This window comes from Streptomyces sp. YGL11-2, assembly GCF_050054615.1.
Classification (GTDB): Bacteria; Actinomycetota; Actinomycetes; order Streptomycetales; family Streptomycetaceae; genus Streptomyces.
Genome location: NZ_JBNHIN010000001.1, coordinates 125,803 through 141,251, shown reverse-complemented (window position 1 = coordinate 141,251; position 15,449 = coordinate 125,803). Strand labels below are relative to the sequence as shown.

Genomic DNA, 15,449 nt, shown 5'->3' with positions numbered 1-15,449 from the left:
TCCGGGCCCGCCCGTCGGGCCGCCGCTACGCCGCCAGCTCCGCGGCGAACGGCGGCTCCGCCCCCGCCCGCGAGCAGGTGACGGCGGCGGCCCGGGCGGCGAAGCGGAGGACGTCCCCCCAGGCGTCGGCGGCGAGGTGGGCGAGCGGGCCGTACGCCAGCGCGTCATGGGCCGCCAGCCGGTGCAGCAGCGCCGCGTTGACGGTGTCGCCCGCGCCGATGGTGTCGACGACGGCGACCCGCTCACCGGGAACGGTCAGCTCACCACCACCCTTCCTGAGCACCGTCAGCCCGTCCCCGCCCCGGGTGATCACGATCGCCGCGGGCCCGGCGCTCAGCCACTCCCACGCGGCAGCGGTGACCGTGCCCCGGTCGGCGTCCCGCCCAGCCCCCGCCAGCCAGAGCGCGTCCTCCTCGGACAGCTTGAGCAGGGAGAGATGCGGCAGCCAGGAGCGGAAGCGGGCCCGATAGGCGTCCGGATCGAGGATCAGACCGGGCCGGACATTGGGATCCAGCGCGGTGAACACCCCGCGCCGCGCCTCCCGTTGGAGCAGCGCCTCGTATGCGCTCGCGCCCGGCTCCAGCACCAGTGAGCAGGTGCCCAGCGAGAGCGCCCGGACCGTTTCGGGCAGCGCCGGCGGCAGGGTGAAGAGCCGGTCGGCGGTGCCGTCCGCGTAGAAGCCGTAACCGGCCGAGCCGTCCGCGCTGATGTCCGCGACGGCGAGCGTGGTCGGCTCCGGGCCGCGCTGCACCAGCGAGGTGTCCACCCCGCTGCCGCGCAGCCCGTGCAGCAGCGACTCCCCGAAGGCGTCGGTCGAGACCCGCGAGCAGAACGCGGCGGGTGAGCCCAGCCGCCCCAGCGCGATCGCGGTGTTGTACGGACCACCGCCGCGCCGCGGCAGCAGCGCCGGCAACTGGCCTTGCGGGGAGGGTTCCTGCTGGCTGGGTACGAGGTCGATCAGCGCCTCGCCGGCGACGACGATCACAGGGTGCGGGTCCTTTCCTCAGCGGCCGGGGAGCCGGCCGGGGGCATGGCGGACGGAGCGGGTTCGGGGCAGCCGCACGACGTGCGGTGCACGAACGCGCAGGGCAGGCGGACGGTACGGGGCGGCCGGTCCGGGTCGTCCAGGCGTGCCAGCAGCAGCCGGACCGCCGCGGCTCCCAGCTCCTTGCTGGGCTGGGCGATCGCGGTCAGCCGGGGCGTGAAGAGATCCGCCCAGGAGAAGTCGTCGAAGCAGGCCAGGGCGATGTCGCGGGGCACCTCCAGGCCCAGGTCGCGCAGGGCCTGGAGGGTGCCGATCGTCATCGCGTTGTTGGCGGTGATGATCGCGGTGGGCGGCTGCGCTGCGGCGAGCAGCCGGCGGGTGGCGTCCGGGGCGCCCGCCGCCGCGGAGTTGCCGCCGGCCAGCAGCTCGGGCACGAACGGCAGCCCGCGGGCGCGCAGCCCCTCGCGGTAGCCCTGGACCCGCTCGGTGGTGGTGCTCAGGCCGGGCAGCCCGGCGACCAGGCCGATCCGGGTGTGCCCCAAGTCGGCGAGGTGCTCGACGAGTTGGCGCACCGGTCCGGTGCTCTCGGCGCAGACCTGGTCGTGTCCGTGGCCGACCAGCCGGTCCAGGAACACGGTGGGCACCTTGCACCGGGCCAGGTACCCGACCATCTCGGCGGGTTCCGCGGACGGCGCGACGATCATGCCGTCCACCCGCCGCTCGTGCAGCAGCTGGACGACCTTGCGTTCGTGCCGCGGATCGTCGTGCGGATCGGCGATCAGCAGGCTGTGGCCGGCCTCCAGGGCGCCGGCCTCGACGCCCTGGAGGATCTCGGTGAAGTACGGGTTGCTGATCGCGGACACCGCGAGGCCGATGGAGCGGGTGCGGGAGGTGACCAGCGAGCGGGCGAGGGTGTTGTGGGTGTAGCCGAGCTCGTCGATGGCGGCCAGCACCGCGGCCCGGGTGCCGGGGCGCACCGGCCGGGTGTCGTTCAGCACGTGCGAGACCGTGGCGACGGAGACGCCCGCGCACCGTGCCACATCCACCATCGTCGTCATCCGGCTCTTTCCTCCCCGACTCGGAGCGGACGGGGTGCAGGTCGCGTCCGCCCGGCCGAAGTCCCTCACAGTACGTCCGTCGGAGACCAAACGTAAACGCTTGCGTAAGCGTTTACGTTTGCCTGGTTCCCCTACTGCCGGTGCCGGTGCCCGCGCCGGATGACCGGCCGGGGCCTGGTGTCGGCCGCGGTCCCGGCGCCGGGCATCGTCATCCGGCCGGAGAGCCCGCGCCGGCCGGTGGAAACGGGGCGCAGCACGGAGACCCGCACGGTGCCGCCCGGGCTGCGCAGCGACGACGCGGCGGCGGGGGCAGAGCCGCTCGGCGGGCGCCGGGGCCCCGCGGAGGCGGGGGAATCCGTGCCGGTATCGTCGGGAACCGGAATCCACTGACGGCAGCCGCCGCCCCGCGCCCTCCTGGAGCAGCCATGAGCCAGCCCCCCGCCCGCCGAACCGTACTGCGCGGGGCCGCGCTCGCCGGTGCCGCCGGCTTCGGGCTGGCGGCCTGCTCGTCGGGGGGCTCGGGCGCGGACGCGTCGGCGGTGCCCACCAAGCCCGTCGATCTGGGGGCCGCCGCCGATGTCCCGGTCGGCGGCGCCAAGCTGTACCGCGAGGACCGGCTGGTCGTCTCGCAGCCCGCCAAGGGCGAGTTCAAGTGCTTCAGCGCCAAGTGCACCCACGCCGGCTGCATCCTGTCCGAGGTCCAGAAGAAGGAGGGCAGCTGCCCCTGCCACGGCAGCCGCTTCGACGTGACCACCGGCCAGGTCATCCAGGGCCCGGCGGCCGAGCCGCTGCCGGAGGTGCCGGTCAAGGCCCAGGGCGGCAAGCTGATCGCCGGCTGAGCGGCCGTACGGGGCGCGCCGCCCGGCTCACCTCCAGTCCCAGGCGATCCCCACGATTCCGGGCCGTACGCCCTGCTCCACCACGTGGACGGCGTGGTGCCGCCCGCTGAGCGTCAGCTCCTGCCGGCCGCCGCGCGGGGCGCCGGCCGACGCCTGGGTGAAGCGGTGGCAGCGCACCGGCAGCGCCGCCTCGTCGAAGCGCACCTGGAGGACGTACTGGCCGCCGGCGAAGCTGAAACCGCGCACGTACTCGGCGCTCGGGCCGCCGCTGCCGTCCTCGAAGGCGTAGCCGAAGACATGGGTGTCCCCGGCGCGCAGCCGGGTGTCGAAGAGCAGCTCGGCGACCACGACCCCGGTCTCCGCGTCGCCGCGCACCCGCCCCAGCCGGCAGTTGTCCGCGGCCCGCACCCGCACCCGGGCCGGATCGCAGCCCGCGTCGCCGCGGTGGATGGCGATGTAGCGGTCGACACCGTCCCGGTGGGCGCGCACCACCTGGAGCGACTCCCGTTCGCTCAGCTCGCGGTGTGCCCCGATCCGTACCCGCTCGTGGTGCCCCACGGTGTGCAGCCCGCCGTCCGCCGGGGTCCCCAGCTCGGTGAACAGCTGCTGGAGGGAGCCAGCCGGCGCCACCAGCGAGCGGTAGGCGCGGCCGGCCGGCCGGCCGGCGTCCGGGTGGGCGCCGTCCTCGGGTACCAGGAGGCGGTGCAGCGACCGTGCGGGCAGCCCGAGGACCTCCTCCAGGGCGCGCACCGCCCGCAGCGACTCGGGGCGCTGCGGCCGGCGCGCGCCCTGCTGCCAGTAACTGAGGCTGGTCACTCCGATGTTGATCCCGCGCTGGGCGAGCTTGTGCTGGACGCGGGTGAGCGCGAGACCGCGTGCGGTGAGCGCGCTGCGCAGGGCCAGATGGAACGGACCGGTACGCAGCAGTTGTGCCAGCTCGGCTGATTCGGGGGTGTTCTGGGCGATATCGGGGATGTTCTGTGCGATGTCGGGAGTGTTTTGTGCCATTGCCTCGATCCTCCGGCGCGCAGGTGAACGTTCACAACCGGTTCACACGGCGCGCGCTCTCCCTGCCGTTTCACTGCAGTACGCCGGGCACCAGCCGTTCACATCCAGGCCCGTTCGTCCACACCCCCGTGTCACCTCGCATTGAAGCGTGTTGACCTGCCTGCGACAACACCCGATGCTCCTCAGCAGCATCCGGATGCGCTCCTCTCCCCCCTCACCCCACGTTCGGGAGGAACGCCATGACCCGTGCACTCCTCGTCCGCCGTTCGCGCCGCAGATGGCTGTCGGCCGCGGCGCTCACCGCGGCGGCGCTGGCCGCGCTCCCCGGGACGGCGGCTGCCGCTCCGCAGGCCGCCAACCGCCTCGACATCAGCATGCAGGCCCAGGAGAAGACCAACTGGTGCTGGGCCGGATCCGGCAACACCATCGCGTCCTGGTTCGGCCGGAACTACAGCCAGACCCAGTTCTGCAACGCCGCCTTCGACCGTCAGCAGGGCGCCGACTGCCCCAACAACCAGGCCACGCTCGGAAACGTGCAGACCGCATTCGACTGGATGGGCATCAATTCTGGCTCGTATGTGGCCGGTTATCTCCGCTACGGCACCGTGCAAAACGAGATCAACGCCAACCGCCCCATCGAGACCCGCATCCAGTGGTCCTCCGGCGGTGGCCACATGCACGTCCTCTACGGCTACGACACGTCGAGGAACTGGGTGTACTGGGGCGACCCATGGGCCTCCAACAACCGGTACAACTGGGGCGACTTCGACTACTACGTGAACGGCAGCTCCTTCTCCTGGACGCACTCCCTCTACCGGATAGGAGCCTGAGGCCATGACGAAGCGCACCGCCGTACGTGCCGCCGCCACGGGGACGCTCGCCGCCGCCCTCGTCGGCCTCGCCCCGTGCACCGCGCTGGCCGCCCAGGTACCCGCCCCGCCGGTCCCGGCCCGGGCGAGCGTGGCCGCCGCCCACGATGTGGCCGCCGCCCCCGCGACCGTGGCGGAGCTCACCCGCTTCTTCGCCGCCGACAAGGCCCGCGGCGGCTCCCGCGCCGCGGTGTCCGCGCGCACCGCCCCGCACATCGAGGGCGCCACCGTCCCGGTCTACGTCCTGTCGCCGGACTTCGTCCGCGGCAAGGCCGACGCCCCCGTCGCCCGGCTGGAGTTCCTTGCCAGCAAGGCGGTCGCCGGCGACGGCCGCACGGCGTCCGTGTGGACCGTGCAGCGGGGTACCGCGTGGACGGTCGTCAACATCGCCAGCGGCGACGACGAGACCCGCTACGCCGCGGCCGGAGCCGTCCGGGACGCCGCGGGAACGGTTTTCCACGAGCCGCAGATCGACGCCTGGTACGTCCAGCGCGGCGACCGCATCGAGCCCCTGGACGCGACTGCCCGCAAGGCCGTGGGCGACCGCGGAACCACCGTCGCGGCCTACCGGAAGCGCGTCGAGAAGGCGTACGGCGACAAGCTCCCCGGCTCCGCGTACGACAAGAGGGGCGAAGCGGGCGGCTACGGCCCGGATGCCGCGCAGGGCCCCGCAGCGGATGCCGCGGCCCGGGCCGCGGGCAGCCCCGTCGCGGCCGACACGGTGGCCGGCGACAGCATCCCGGTCGCCGCCGCCTCCACCGTGGCGGGCGTCGCGGCCCTGCTCGCCCTGGGCCTGTCGGGCGCGGCGGCCCTGCGGCGGCGCAGGGAGCGCTGAGGGGTCGGAGAAGCGCTGAGGAGGTGCTGAGGCACCGCTGAGGGGGTGGGGCGGAGGGGGCGGGAGGTCGGCCGCTCGTTCGTCGGCCGCCGGCCGGAATTCTTCCCCCGCCCCCTCCTCGTCCCACCCCCCACCCCCGCCGACTGGCGCCGTGATTGTCAGTGGCGGTCAGTAGGGTGGTGGGCATGGCAGACCCCAGCAGCTACCGACCCAAGCCGGGACAGATCCCCGACTCGCCGGGGGTCTATAAATTCCGCGACGAGCACGGCCGGGTCATCTACGTCGGCAAGGCCAAGAGCCTGCGCCAGCGCCTGGCCAACTACTTCCAGGACCTGGCCGGCCTCCATCCGCGTACGCGCACGATGGTCACCACCGCCGCCTCCGTCGAGTGGACCGTGGTCTCCACCGAGGTCGAGGCGCTCCAGCTCGAATACACCTGGATCAAGGAGTTCGACCCCCGGTTCAACGTCAAGTACCGCGATGACAAGAGCTATCCGTATCTCGCGGTGACGCTCAACGAAGAGTTCCCCCGTGTCCAGGTGATGCGCGGCGCCAAGAAGAAGGGCGTGCGCTATTTCGGCCCGTACGGGCACGCCTGGGCCATCCGCGAGACCGTCGACCTGATGCTGCGCGTCTTCCCCGTACGGACGTGCTCCGCGGGCGTCTTCAAGCGCTCCGCCCAGATCGGCCGCCCCTGCCTGCTGGGCTACATCGGCAAGTGCTCGGCCCCCTGCGTCGGCCGGATCTCCCCCGAGGAGCACCGCGAACTCGCCGAGGAGTTCTGCGACTTCATGGCCGGCCGCACCGGCGCGTACCTCCGTCGCCTGGAGCGCCGGATGCAGGAGGCGGCCGAGGAGATGGAGTACGAGCGCGCCGCCCGGCTGCGGGACGACATAGGCGCGCTCCGGCGGGCGATGGAGAAGAGCGCCGTGGTGCTCGCCGACGCCACCGACGCCGACCTGGTCGCCGTCGCCGAGGACGAACTCGAAGCCGCCGTCCAGATCTTCCACGTCCGCGGCGGCCGGGTGCGCGGCCAGCGCGGCTGGGTCACTGACAAGGTCGAGGCCGTCACCACCGCCGGCCTCGTGGAGCACGCCCTCCAGCAGCTGTACGGGGAGGAGCAGGGCGACGCGGTTCCGAAGGAGGTCCTGGTCCCGGCGCTGCCCGAGCCGGTCGAGCCGATCGCCCAGTGGCTCTCCCAGCGCCGCGGCTCCCAGGTCTCGCTGCGTATCCCGCAGCGCGGCGACAAGAAGGACCTGATGGCCACGGTCGGGCGCAACGCCCAGCAGGCGCTCGCCCTGCACAAGACCAGGCGCGCCTCCGACCTGACCACCCGCTCCCGCGCCCTGGAGGAGATCGCCCAGGCCCTCGGCCTGGACACGGTCCCGCTGCGTATCGAGTGCTTCGACATCTCGCACCTCCAGGGCGATGACGTCGTCGCCTCGATGGTGGTGTTCGAGGACGGTCTCGCCCGGAAGAGCGAATACCGCCGCTTCCAGATCAAGGGCTTCGCGGGGCAGGACGATGTGCGCTCCATGCACGAGGTCATCGGTCGCCGCTTCAAGCGCTACCTCCAGGAGAAGCAGAAGTCGGGGGAGTGGACGCAGGAGCCGTCCGACGCCGTCCCCGCGGAGGCCGACGGCGTCCCCACGGAAGCCGGCGCCGCCGCCGAGACCGGTGCCCCCACGGAGGTCGACGGCGCCCCGGACGCTGTGGACGGCCGCCTCACCGACGACGACGGCCGCCCCAAGCGGTTCGCCTATCCGCCCCAGCTCGTGGTCGTCGACGGCGGCGCCCCCCAGGTGGCGGCGGCCCGCCGTGCCATGGACGAGCTCGGGATCGACGATGTCGCGGTCTGCGGCCTGGCCAAGCGCCTCGAAGAGGTCTGGCTGCCCGATGAGGACGACCCGGTCGTGCTGCCGCGCAGCAGCGAGGGGCTCTATCTGCTCCAGCGGGTCCGCGACGAGGCGCACCGCTTCGCGATCACGTACCAGCGCAGCAAGCGCACCAAACGGCTGAAGGCGTCCCCGCTCGACGCCGTCGCGGGGCTGGGCGAGACCCGCCGCCAGGCACTCCTGAAGCACTTCGGTTCGTTGAAGAAGCTGCGGGCCGCGACGGTCGACGAGATCTGCGAGGTCCCGGGGGTCGGCCGCAAGACCGCCGAGACGGTCGCCGCGGCGCTGGCCGCGGCGGCGCCGTCCGCCCCGGCGGTGAACACCGCCACAGGAGAGATCATTGAAGATGACGAGGCCCCGCCGGCCGCGTTGTCAGCAGAACGGGGGCAGGACCGATGAGCAGCACACCGCACGACAGGCAAGAACCCGAGCGATCCGAGCGATCCGATAGATCCGAGAGAGATTCCGAGAGAGATGGTGCACAGGTGAGTACGGGCACGATGCGCGAAGCCGACCAGGGCGAGAGCGCCGCGATCCCCGAGCTGGTGATCATCTCCGGCATGTCCGGCGCCGGCCGCAGCACGGCCGCGAAGTGCCTGGAGGACCTCGGCTGGTTCGTCGTCGACAACATCCCGCCCGAGCTGATCCCGCCGATGGTCGAGCTGGGCGCCCGCTCGCAGGGCAACGTCGCCAAGATCGCCGTCGTCGTCGACGTCCGCGGCCGTCGCTTCTTCGCCAACCTCAAGGCATCCCTGGCCACCCTCGACGCGCAGAACGTCAAGCGCCGCATCGTCTTCCTGGAGTCCTCCGACGAGGCCCTCGTGCGCCGCTTCGAGTCGGTCCGCCGCCCGCACCCCCTCCAGGGCGACGGCCGGATCGTCGACGGCATCGCCGCCGAGCGCGATCTGCTGCGCGAACTGCGCGGTGACGCCGACCTGGTCATCGACACCTCCAGCCTGAACGTCCACGAGCTCCGCGCCAAGCTGGACGCCCAGTTCGCCGGCGAGGAGGTCCCCGAACTCCGCGCCACGGTCATGTCGTTCGGCTTCAAGTACGGCCTCCCGGTGGACGCCGACATGGTCGTCGACTGCCGCTTCATCCCCAACCCGCACTGGGTCCCCGAGCTGCGCCCCTTCACGGGCCTGAACGAAGAGGTCTCCAACTACGTCTTCAACCAGCCCGGTTCCAAGGAGTTCCTGGACGGGTACGCCGAACTGCTGCGGCTGGTCGCCGAGGGCTACCGCCGCGAGGGCAAGCGCTATGTGACCATCGCCGTGGGCTGCACCGGCGGCAAGCACCGCAGCGTCGCGATGTCCGAGAAGCTGGCCCGTCGGCTGGTGTCCGAAGGTGTCGAAACGGTAGTCGTCCACCGGGACATGGGGCGCGAGTGACCGCCCGTACGCCGCGGCTGCGCAGGGTCCGCCGCTTCGTCCCCAGCGGCCGTACGTCGAAGGGAGCCACCCCGAAGGTGGTGGCGCTCGGCGGCGGTATGGGCCTGTCCGCCTCGCTGGCCGCCCTGCGCCGCATCACCGGGGACCTGACCGCCGTGGTCACCGTCGCCGACGACGGCGGCTCCAGCGGCCGGCTCCGCGACGAGCTGGGGGTGCTGCCGCCCGGCGATCTGCGCAAGGCGCTGGCCGCGCTGTGCGGTGACGACGACTGGGGCCAGACCTGGGCCCGGGTGATCCAGCACCGCTTCACGAGCGAGGGCGAGCTCCACGACCACGCGGTCGGCAATCTGCTGATCGTCGCCCTGTGGGAGCAGCTCGGCGACCACGTCCAGGCGCTGGACCTGGTCGGCAGGCTGCTGGGCGCGCACGGCCGGGTCCTGCCGATGTCGGCGGTGCCGCTGGAGCTCCAGGCCCAGGTCAAGGGCCTGGACCCGGAGTACCCGGACGCGATCTCCACGGTCCGCGGCCAGGCCACCGTCGCGCTCACCCGCGGCGAGGTGCAGTCCGTCCACGTCGTCCCCGAGGACCCGCCGGCCGTCCCCGAAGCGGTCGCCGCGGTGCGCGACGCCGACTGGGTGGTGCTGGGCCCCGGTTCGTGGTTCTCCTCGGTCATCCCGCATCTGCTGGTGCCCGAACTGCGCGAGGCCCTGGAGGAGACCAAGGCCCGGAAGGTGCTCTCACTCAACCTCGCGCCGCAGCCCGGCGAAACCGATGGCTTCTCCCCGCAGCGTCATTTGGAGGTTTTGGCCCGACACGCCCCTAAACTCGCCTTCGACGTGGTGTTGGCCGACAAGGCCGCGGTGCCCGACATCGACGGTCTGACGGTTGCCGCCAAGCAGCTGGTGGGCAGCGAGGTCGAGCTGGCCGTGGTCGCCGCACAAGGAGACGACGCCCGGCCCGGTGCCGGCGCAGCTCCCGACCGGCACGACCCGGAACTGCTGGCAGCCGCGTACGACCGTATTTTTCGGATGCATGGAAGGATCGGCCCATGGCGATGACGGCTGCGGTGAAGGACGAAATCTCCCGGCTTCCCGTCACCCGGACCTGCTGCCGGAAGTCGGAGGTCTCGTCGATCCTGCGGTTCGCGGGTGGTCTGCACCTGGTCAGTGGCCGCATTGTGATCGAGGCGGAGCTGGACACGGGCATCGCCGCCCGGCGGCTGCGCAAGGACATCCTGGAGATCTTCGGGCACTCCTCCGACCTGGTGGTGATGGCCCCCGGCGGGCTGCGGCGCGGCAGCCGCTATGTCGTCCGCGTGGTGGCCGGCGGCGACCAGCTGGCCCGGCAGACCGGCCTGGTCGACGGCCGCGGACGTCCCATCCGGGGCCTGCCCCCGCAGGTGGTCTCCGGTGCGACCTGCGACGCCGAGGCCGCGTGGCGCGGCGCGTTCCTGGCGCACGGTTCGCTGACCGAGCCCGGCCGCTCCTCCTCCCTGGAGGTCACCTGCCCCGGTCCCGAGGCCGCCCTCGCGCTGGTGGGCGCGGCTCGCCGGCTCGGCATCGGCGCCAAGGCCCGCGAGGTGCGCGGAGTGGACCGCGTCGTCGTCCGTGACGGTGATGCGATCGGCGCGCTGCTGACCCGGCTCGGCGCCCACGAGTCGGTGCTCGCCTGGGAGGAGCGGCGGATGCGCCGCGAGGTCCGGGCCACCGCCAATCGCCTGGCCAACTTCGACGACGCCAACCTCCGCCGCTCCGCGCGCGCCGCGGTCGCCGCCGGCGCCCGGGTCCAGCGGGCCCTGGAGATCCTCGGCGAAGAGGTCCCCGAGCACCTCGCGGCGGCCGGCCGGCTGCGCATGGAGCACAAGCAGGCGTCGCTGGAGGAGCTGGGCGCCCTGGCCGATCCGCCGCTGACCAAGGACGCGGTCGCCGGGCGGATCCGCAGGCTGCTGGCGATGGCCGACAAGCGCGCCCAGGACCTCGGCATCCCGGGCACCGAATCCAACCTCACCGAGGAGCTCGCCGACGGGATGGTCGGCTGACCCGGAGCGCCCCTCGCCCCCACGCGCCCCCGGCACCCGCATTGGGTGCCGGGGGCGCGTGCGTGCGGACGCCGTGGGGCGGCGCGTGGGTGCGTACGACAGAGGGGCTCGAAGCCGCTCACCTGAGCATCTTTGGGCGCCGATGTCAATGTCACGTACGTCTCTTCCAGGGGGTAGGGTCGTAGGCGGTCGGGGACAGCCCATACAGCTCGCCGGTAACCAAAACCGGCGTACCAACGAGGAGATCGGTTCGTGACGATCCGCGTAGGCATCAACGGATTCGGCCGCATTGGTCGCAACTACTTCCGCGCGCTCCTGGAGCAGGGTGCGGACATCGAGATCGTCGGTGTCAACGACCTGACCGACAACGCCACCCTGGTCCACCTGCTGAAGTACGACACCATCCTGGGTCGCCTCAAGCAGGACGTCAGCCACACCGACGACACCATCACCGTCGGCGACCAGACCTTCAAGACGATGGCCGAGCGTGACCCGGCGAAGCTCCCCTGGGGCGAGCTGGGCGCCGACATCGTCATCGAGTCGACCGGCATCTTCACCAAGCGCGACGACGCCGCCAAGCACCTCGCCGCCGGCGCCAAGAAGGTCCTGATCTCCGCGCCCGCCAAGGGCGAGGACATCACGATCGTGATGGGCGTCAACCAGGAGAAGTACGACGCGGCCAACCACCACGTCATCTCCAACGCCTCCTGCACCACCAACTGCGTGGCGCCGATGGCCAAGGTTCTCGACGAGAACTTCGGCATCGTCAAGGGCATGATGACCACGGTCCACGCGTACACCAACGACCAGCGCATCCTGGACTTCCCGCACTCGGACCTGCGCCGCGCCCGCGCCGCCGCGGAGAACATCATCCCGACCTCGACGGGTGCCGCCAAGGCCACCGCCCTGGTCCTCCCGCAGCTCAAGGGCAAGCTGGACGGCATCGCCATGCGCGTCCCGGTCCCCACCGGCTCGGTCACCGACCTGGTGCTGGAGCTCGACCGCGAGGTCAGCAAGGACGAGATCAACGCCGCCTTCCAGAAGGCCGCCGAGGGCCAGCTGAAGGGCGTGCTGGAGTACACCGAGGACCCGATCGTCTCCTCGGACATCGTGAACTGGCCGGCCTCCTGCACCTTCGACTCGCAGCTGACGATGGTCCAGGGCAAGCAGGTCAAGGTCGTCGGCTGGTACGACAACGAGTGGGGCTACTCCAACCGTCTCGTGGACCTCACGGTCTTCGTCGGCGGCCAGCTCTGACCCTGCCCGACGGCGGGCACGGCACCGGAATGTGAGGACGGGGCCCGTAGGGCGCGAGAACGCGTCGTACGGGCCCCGTCCCATGGCGGATAAGGTCCCTTGACGGACTACAACGGAGTCACTTCACATGAAGACGATCGACGATCTCGCCAAGGAGGGCGTTGCGGGCAAGCGGGTCTTCGTCCGCGCCGACCTCAACGTCCCCTTGGACGGCACCACCATCACCGATGACGGCCGGATCCGCGCCGTCGCCCCGACGATCGCCAAGCTCAGCGCGCTGGGCGCCAAGGTGATCGTCGCCTCCCACCTGGGCCGTCCCAAGGGCGCCCCGGACCCCGCCTTCTCGCTGGCCCCCGCGGCCGAGCGGCTCGGCGAAATCCTCGGCACGAACGTGGCGTTCGCGACCGACACGGTCGGCGAGTCCGCCCGGGAGGTGACCGCGGGACTGGCCGACGGCCAGGTGGCGGTCCTGGAGAACCTCCGCTTCAACGCGGGTGAGACCAGCAAGGACGACGCCGAGCGCGGTGCCTTCGCCGACCGGCTCGCCGAGCTCGCCGACCTCTACGTCGGCGACGGTTTCGGTGCCGTGCACCGCAAGCACGCCTCGGTCTTCGACCTGCCCAAGCGGCTGCCGCACGCCGCCGGCGACCTCATCGCCACCGAGGTCGGTGTCCTGAAGAAGCTCACCGACGACGTCAAGCGCCCCTACGTGGTGGTGCTCGGCGGCGCCAAGGTCTCCGACAAGCTCGCGGTCATCGACAACCTGCTCAAGAAGGCCGACCGCATCCTGGTCGGCGGCGGCATGGCGTACACCTTCCTGGCGGCCAAGGGCCACGAGGTCGGCATCTCGCTGCTCCAGAAGGACCAGATCCCGGTCTGCCTGGAGTACCTGGCGGAGGCCGAGAAGCACGGTGTGGAGTTCGTGCTCCCCGTCGACGTACTGGTCTCGGCCGAATTCCCGGACCTGAAGACCAAGGCCCCGGCCGACTGGGCGGTCGTCGCCGCGGACGCCATCCCGGCCGACCGGGAGGGCCTGGACATCGGCCCGAAGACCCGCGAGCTCTACGCCGCGAAGCTTGCCGACGCGGGCACCGTCTTCTGGAACGGCCCGATGGGCGTCTTCGAGCACCCCGACTACGCGGGCGGCACCCAGGCCGTCGCGCAGGGGCTGCTGGACTCGTCGGCCTTCACCGTCGTCGGCGGCGGCGACTCGGCCGCCGCGGTGCGCCTGCTCGGCTTCGACGAGAATGCTTTCGGCCATATTTCGACCGGCGGCGGCGCCAGCCTTGAGTACCTCGAAGGCAAGACGCTCCCGGGCCTCGCCGCACTGGAGGACTGAACCACCGTGAACGCGCTCAACAACGGCCGTACCCCGCTGATGGCGGGCAACTGGAAGATGAACCTCAACCACCTGGAGGCCATCGCCCACGTCCAGAAGCTCGCCTTCGCCCTCAACGACAAGGACTTCGACGCCGTGGAGGTCGCGGTCCTGCCGCCCTTCACCGACCTGCGCTCGGTGCAGACCCTGGTCGACGGCGACAAGCTCAAGATCAAGTACGGCGCCCAGGACCTCTCGGCGCACGACTCCGGTGCGTACACCGGTGAGATCTCCGGCGCGATGCTGGCCAAGCTCAAGTGCACGTACGTGGCCGTCGGCCACAGCGAGCGCCGCCAGTACCACGGCGAGGACGAGGAGATCTGCAACGCCAAGGTCAAGGCCGCCTTCAAGCACGGCCTGACCCCGATCCTGTGCGTCGGCGAGGGCCTGGACGTCCGCAAGGCCGGCCAGCAGGTCGCGTACACCCTCGCCCAGCTCGACGGCGGTCTGAAGGACGTCCCCGCCGCGCAGGCCGAGACGATCGTGATCGCCTACGAGCCGGTGTGGGCCATCGGCACCGGCGAGGTCGCCACGCCCGAGGACGCGCAGGAGGTCTGCGGTGCCATCCGCGCCCGCCTCGCCGAGCTGTACAGCCAGGAGCTGGCCGACAAGGTCCGCATCCAGTACGGCGGCTCGGTCAAGTCCGGCAACGTCGCGGCGATCATGGCGCAGCCGGATGTCGACGGCGCCCTGATCGGCGGCGCGGCGCTGGACGCGGACGAATTCGTGAAGATCGTCCGCTTCCGCGATCAGTAGCAGCTATGACGACGGGCCCGGCCCGTCGTACCCTGTCGGGGCCGGGTCCGGCGGCTTGAGCGCCGCTCCCGGCCCCGCACCATTGGTCTTCGGTGGAAGGCCGGCACGTTCCGTCCGTCAGTCCTAGAGAGTTGGTCCAGCCGTGGTCATCGGATTCTCGATCGCCCTCATCATCTTCAGCGTGCTGCTGATGATGCTGGTGCTCATGCACAAGGGGAAGGGCGGCGGCCTGTCCGACATGTTCGGTGGCGGTATGCAGTCTTCTGTCGGCGGCTCCTCGGTCGCCGAGCGGAACCTCGACCGCATCACCATCGTGATCGGTCTGCTCTGGTTCGCGTGCATTGTCGTGCTCGGCGTCCTGATGAAGCTCGGCAGCTGACATACCGTCGGAGACGCGGCCTATCATGAAAGGCAGCGTCCTGGGACGGGTAACTCGTGTCACTGGACGCGCGTTGGGCCTTACGTAGACTGGGGCGCCCGCAGCGCGCGGCTGTGAGAGGCATTGCAGCACCATTACGCAGGGAGTTACGACCGTGGCAAGTGGCAACGCGATCCGAGGAAGTCGGGTCGGGGCGGGGCCGATGGGGGAGGCCGAGCGTGGCGAGTCCGCGCCGCGCATCCGCATCTCCTTCTGGTGCTCCAACGGGCACGAGACGCAGCCCAGCTTCGCCGGCGATGCGCAGGTTCCGGACACCTGGGACTGCCCGCGCTGTGGTTTCCCGGCCGGCAAGGACCGGGACAGCCCGCCGGACCCGCCGCGCACCGAGCCGTACAAGACCCACCTCGCCTACGTCCGGGAGCGCCGCAGCGACGCCGACGGTGAGGCGATCCTGGCGGAGGCGCTCGCCAAGCTCCGCGGCGAGATCTGACGGACGGCAGCGGACGAGAACGCACCACGAACGGCCCGGCCGGAGGGACACCCCCTCCCGCCGGGCCGTTCGCGTGGTCCGCACCGGTCAAGCCCCCTGGGCGAGGCGCCGTCACGGCGCCGCCGGGCGCCTGCGGACGTTCTGAGGCAGCGGATCGGGAAGGTGCCCGNGGGACACCCCCTCCGGCCGGGCCGTTCGCGTGGTCCGCACCGGTCAAGCCCCCTGGGCGAGGCGCCGTCACGGCGCCGCCGGGCGCCTGCGGACGTTCTGA

At 71.7% G+C, this 15,449-nt stretch carries 16 protein-coding genes; 13 read left to right on the top strand and 3 right to left on the bottom strand.

Annotation, left to right across the window (positions count from 1 at the left end):
* Nucleotides 1-25 precede the first annotated feature (25 nt).
* Nucleotides 26-985 (bottom strand): carbohydrate kinase family protein, encoded by a 960-nt coding sequence (locus tag ACO1BR_RS00705; protein ID WP_426793038.1) that lies wholly within the window; start codon nt 983-985, stop codon nt 26-28.
* A complete protein-coding gene (locus ACO1BR_RS00700; RefSeq protein ID WP_426793037.1) occupies nt 982-2,043 on the bottom strand; it encodes a LacI family DNA-binding transcriptional regulator in 1,062 nt (353 codons plus the stop codon). Before ACO1BR_RS00700 ends, ACO1BR_RS00705 begins: the two co-directional genes overlap by 4 nt.
* Nucleotides 2,044-2,202: 159 nt before the next feature.
* Here ACO1BR_RS00700 and ACO1BR_RS00695 point away from each other — a divergent pair, with 159 nt between their 5' ends.
* Together ACO1BR_RS00695 and ACO1BR_RS00690 are read left to right on the top strand one after the other, a co-directional pair.
* Entirely contained in the window at nt 2,203-2,433 is a 231-nt protein-coding gene (locus ACO1BR_RS00695) for a hypothetical protein (protein ID WP_426793036.1), read from the top strand.
* Between the two features lie 35 nt (nt 2,434-2,468).
* Entirely contained in the window at nt 2,469-2,882 is a 414-nt protein-coding gene (locus ACO1BR_RS00690) for a Rieske (2Fe-2S) protein (protein ID WP_159504426.1), read from the top strand.
* Between the two features lie 27 nt (nt 2,883-2,909).
* On the opposite strand, the gene ACO1BR_RS00685 is transcribed toward ACO1BR_RS00690, so the two are convergent.
* On the bottom strand, nt 2,910-3,890 hold the full coding sequence (locus tag ACO1BR_RS00685) for a hypothetical protein (RefSeq protein WP_426793035.1): 981 nt from the start codon (nt 3,888-3,890) through the stop codon (nt 2,910-2,912).
* 239 nt (nt 3,891-4,129) lie between these two features.
* On the opposite strand from ACO1BR_RS00685, the gene ACO1BR_RS00680 reads away from it, so the two are divergent.
* From ACO1BR_RS00680 to ACO1BR_RS00630, 11 genes are all read left to right on the top strand, one after another.
* A complete protein-coding gene (locus ACO1BR_RS00680) occupies nt 4,130-4,720 on the top strand; it encodes a papain-like cysteine protease family protein (protein ID WP_426793034.1) in 591 nt (196 codons plus the stop codon).
* A gap of 4 nt (nt 4,721-4,724) precedes the next feature.
* Nucleotides 4,725-5,594 (top strand): hypothetical protein, encoded by an 870-nt coding sequence (locus ACO1BR_RS00675; protein WP_426793033.1) that lies wholly within the window; start codon nt 4,725-4,727, stop codon nt 5,592-5,594.
* A 185-nt stretch (nt 5,595-5,779) separates the two neighbouring features.
* Complete coding sequence (gene uvrC, locus ACO1BR_RS00670) at nt 5,780-7,888, top strand: excinuclease ABC subunit UvrC (RefSeq protein ID WP_426793032.1); 2,109 nt, start codon at nt 5,780-5,782, stop codon at nt 7,886-7,888.
* A 101-nt stretch (nt 7,889-7,989) separates the two neighbouring features.
* Complete coding sequence (rapZ, locus tag ACO1BR_RS00665) at nt 7,990-8,880, top strand: RNase adapter RapZ (protein WP_159509878.1); 891 nt, start codon at nt 7,990-7,992, stop codon at nt 8,878-8,880.
* The gene (locus tag ACO1BR_RS00660; RefSeq protein WP_426793031.1) at nt 8,877-9,938 is read left to right on the top strand and encodes a gluconeogenesis factor YvcK family protein; all 1,062 of its coding nucleotides are present in this window, start codon (nt 8,877-8,879) and stop codon (nt 9,936-9,938) included. The genes rapZ and ACO1BR_RS00660 overlap by 4 nt, the downstream gene beginning before the upstream one ends.
* Complete coding sequence (gene whiA / locus ACO1BR_RS00655) at nt 9,929-10,918, top strand: DNA-binding protein WhiA (RefSeq protein WP_030282946.1); 990 nt, start codon at nt 9,929-9,931, stop codon at nt 10,916-10,918. Before ACO1BR_RS00660 ends, whiA begins: the two co-directional genes overlap by 10 nt.
* Nucleotides 10,919-11,170: 252 nt before the next feature.
* Nucleotides 11,171-12,175: a type I glyceraldehyde-3-phosphate dehydrogenase gene (gap, locus tag ACO1BR_RS00650; protein WP_426793030.1), complete on the top strand. Its 1,005-nt coding sequence runs from the start codon at nt 11,171-11,173 to the stop codon at nt 12,173-12,175.
* Between the two features lie 127 nt (nt 12,176-12,302).
* Nucleotides 12,303-13,514, top strand: coding sequence for a phosphoglycerate kinase (locus ACO1BR_RS00645; RefSeq protein WP_426793029.1), 1,212 nt, complete (start codon nt 12,303-12,305; stop codon nt 13,512-13,514).
* A 39-nt stretch (nt 13,515-13,553) separates the two neighbouring features.
* Nucleotides 13,554-14,309: a triose-phosphate isomerase gene (tpiA, locus tag ACO1BR_RS00640; protein ID WP_426793319.1), complete on the top strand. Its 756-nt coding sequence runs from the start codon at nt 13,554-13,556 to the stop codon at nt 14,307-14,309.
* A 142-nt stretch (nt 14,310-14,451) separates the two neighbouring features.
* Nucleotides 14,452-14,688 (top strand): preprotein translocase subunit SecG, encoded by a 237-nt coding sequence (secG, locus tag ACO1BR_RS00635; RefSeq protein ID WP_159504435.1) that lies wholly within the window; start codon nt 14,452-14,454, stop codon nt 14,686-14,688.
* A 154-nt stretch (nt 14,689-14,842) separates the two neighbouring features.
* The gene (locus ACO1BR_RS00630; RefSeq protein ID WP_016578660.1) at nt 14,843-15,178 is read left to right on the top strand and encodes an RNA polymerase-binding protein RbpA; all 336 of its coding nucleotides are present in this window, start codon (nt 14,843-14,845) and stop codon (nt 15,176-15,178) included.
* The last annotated feature ends 271 nt before the right edge of the window (nt 15,179-15,449 follow it).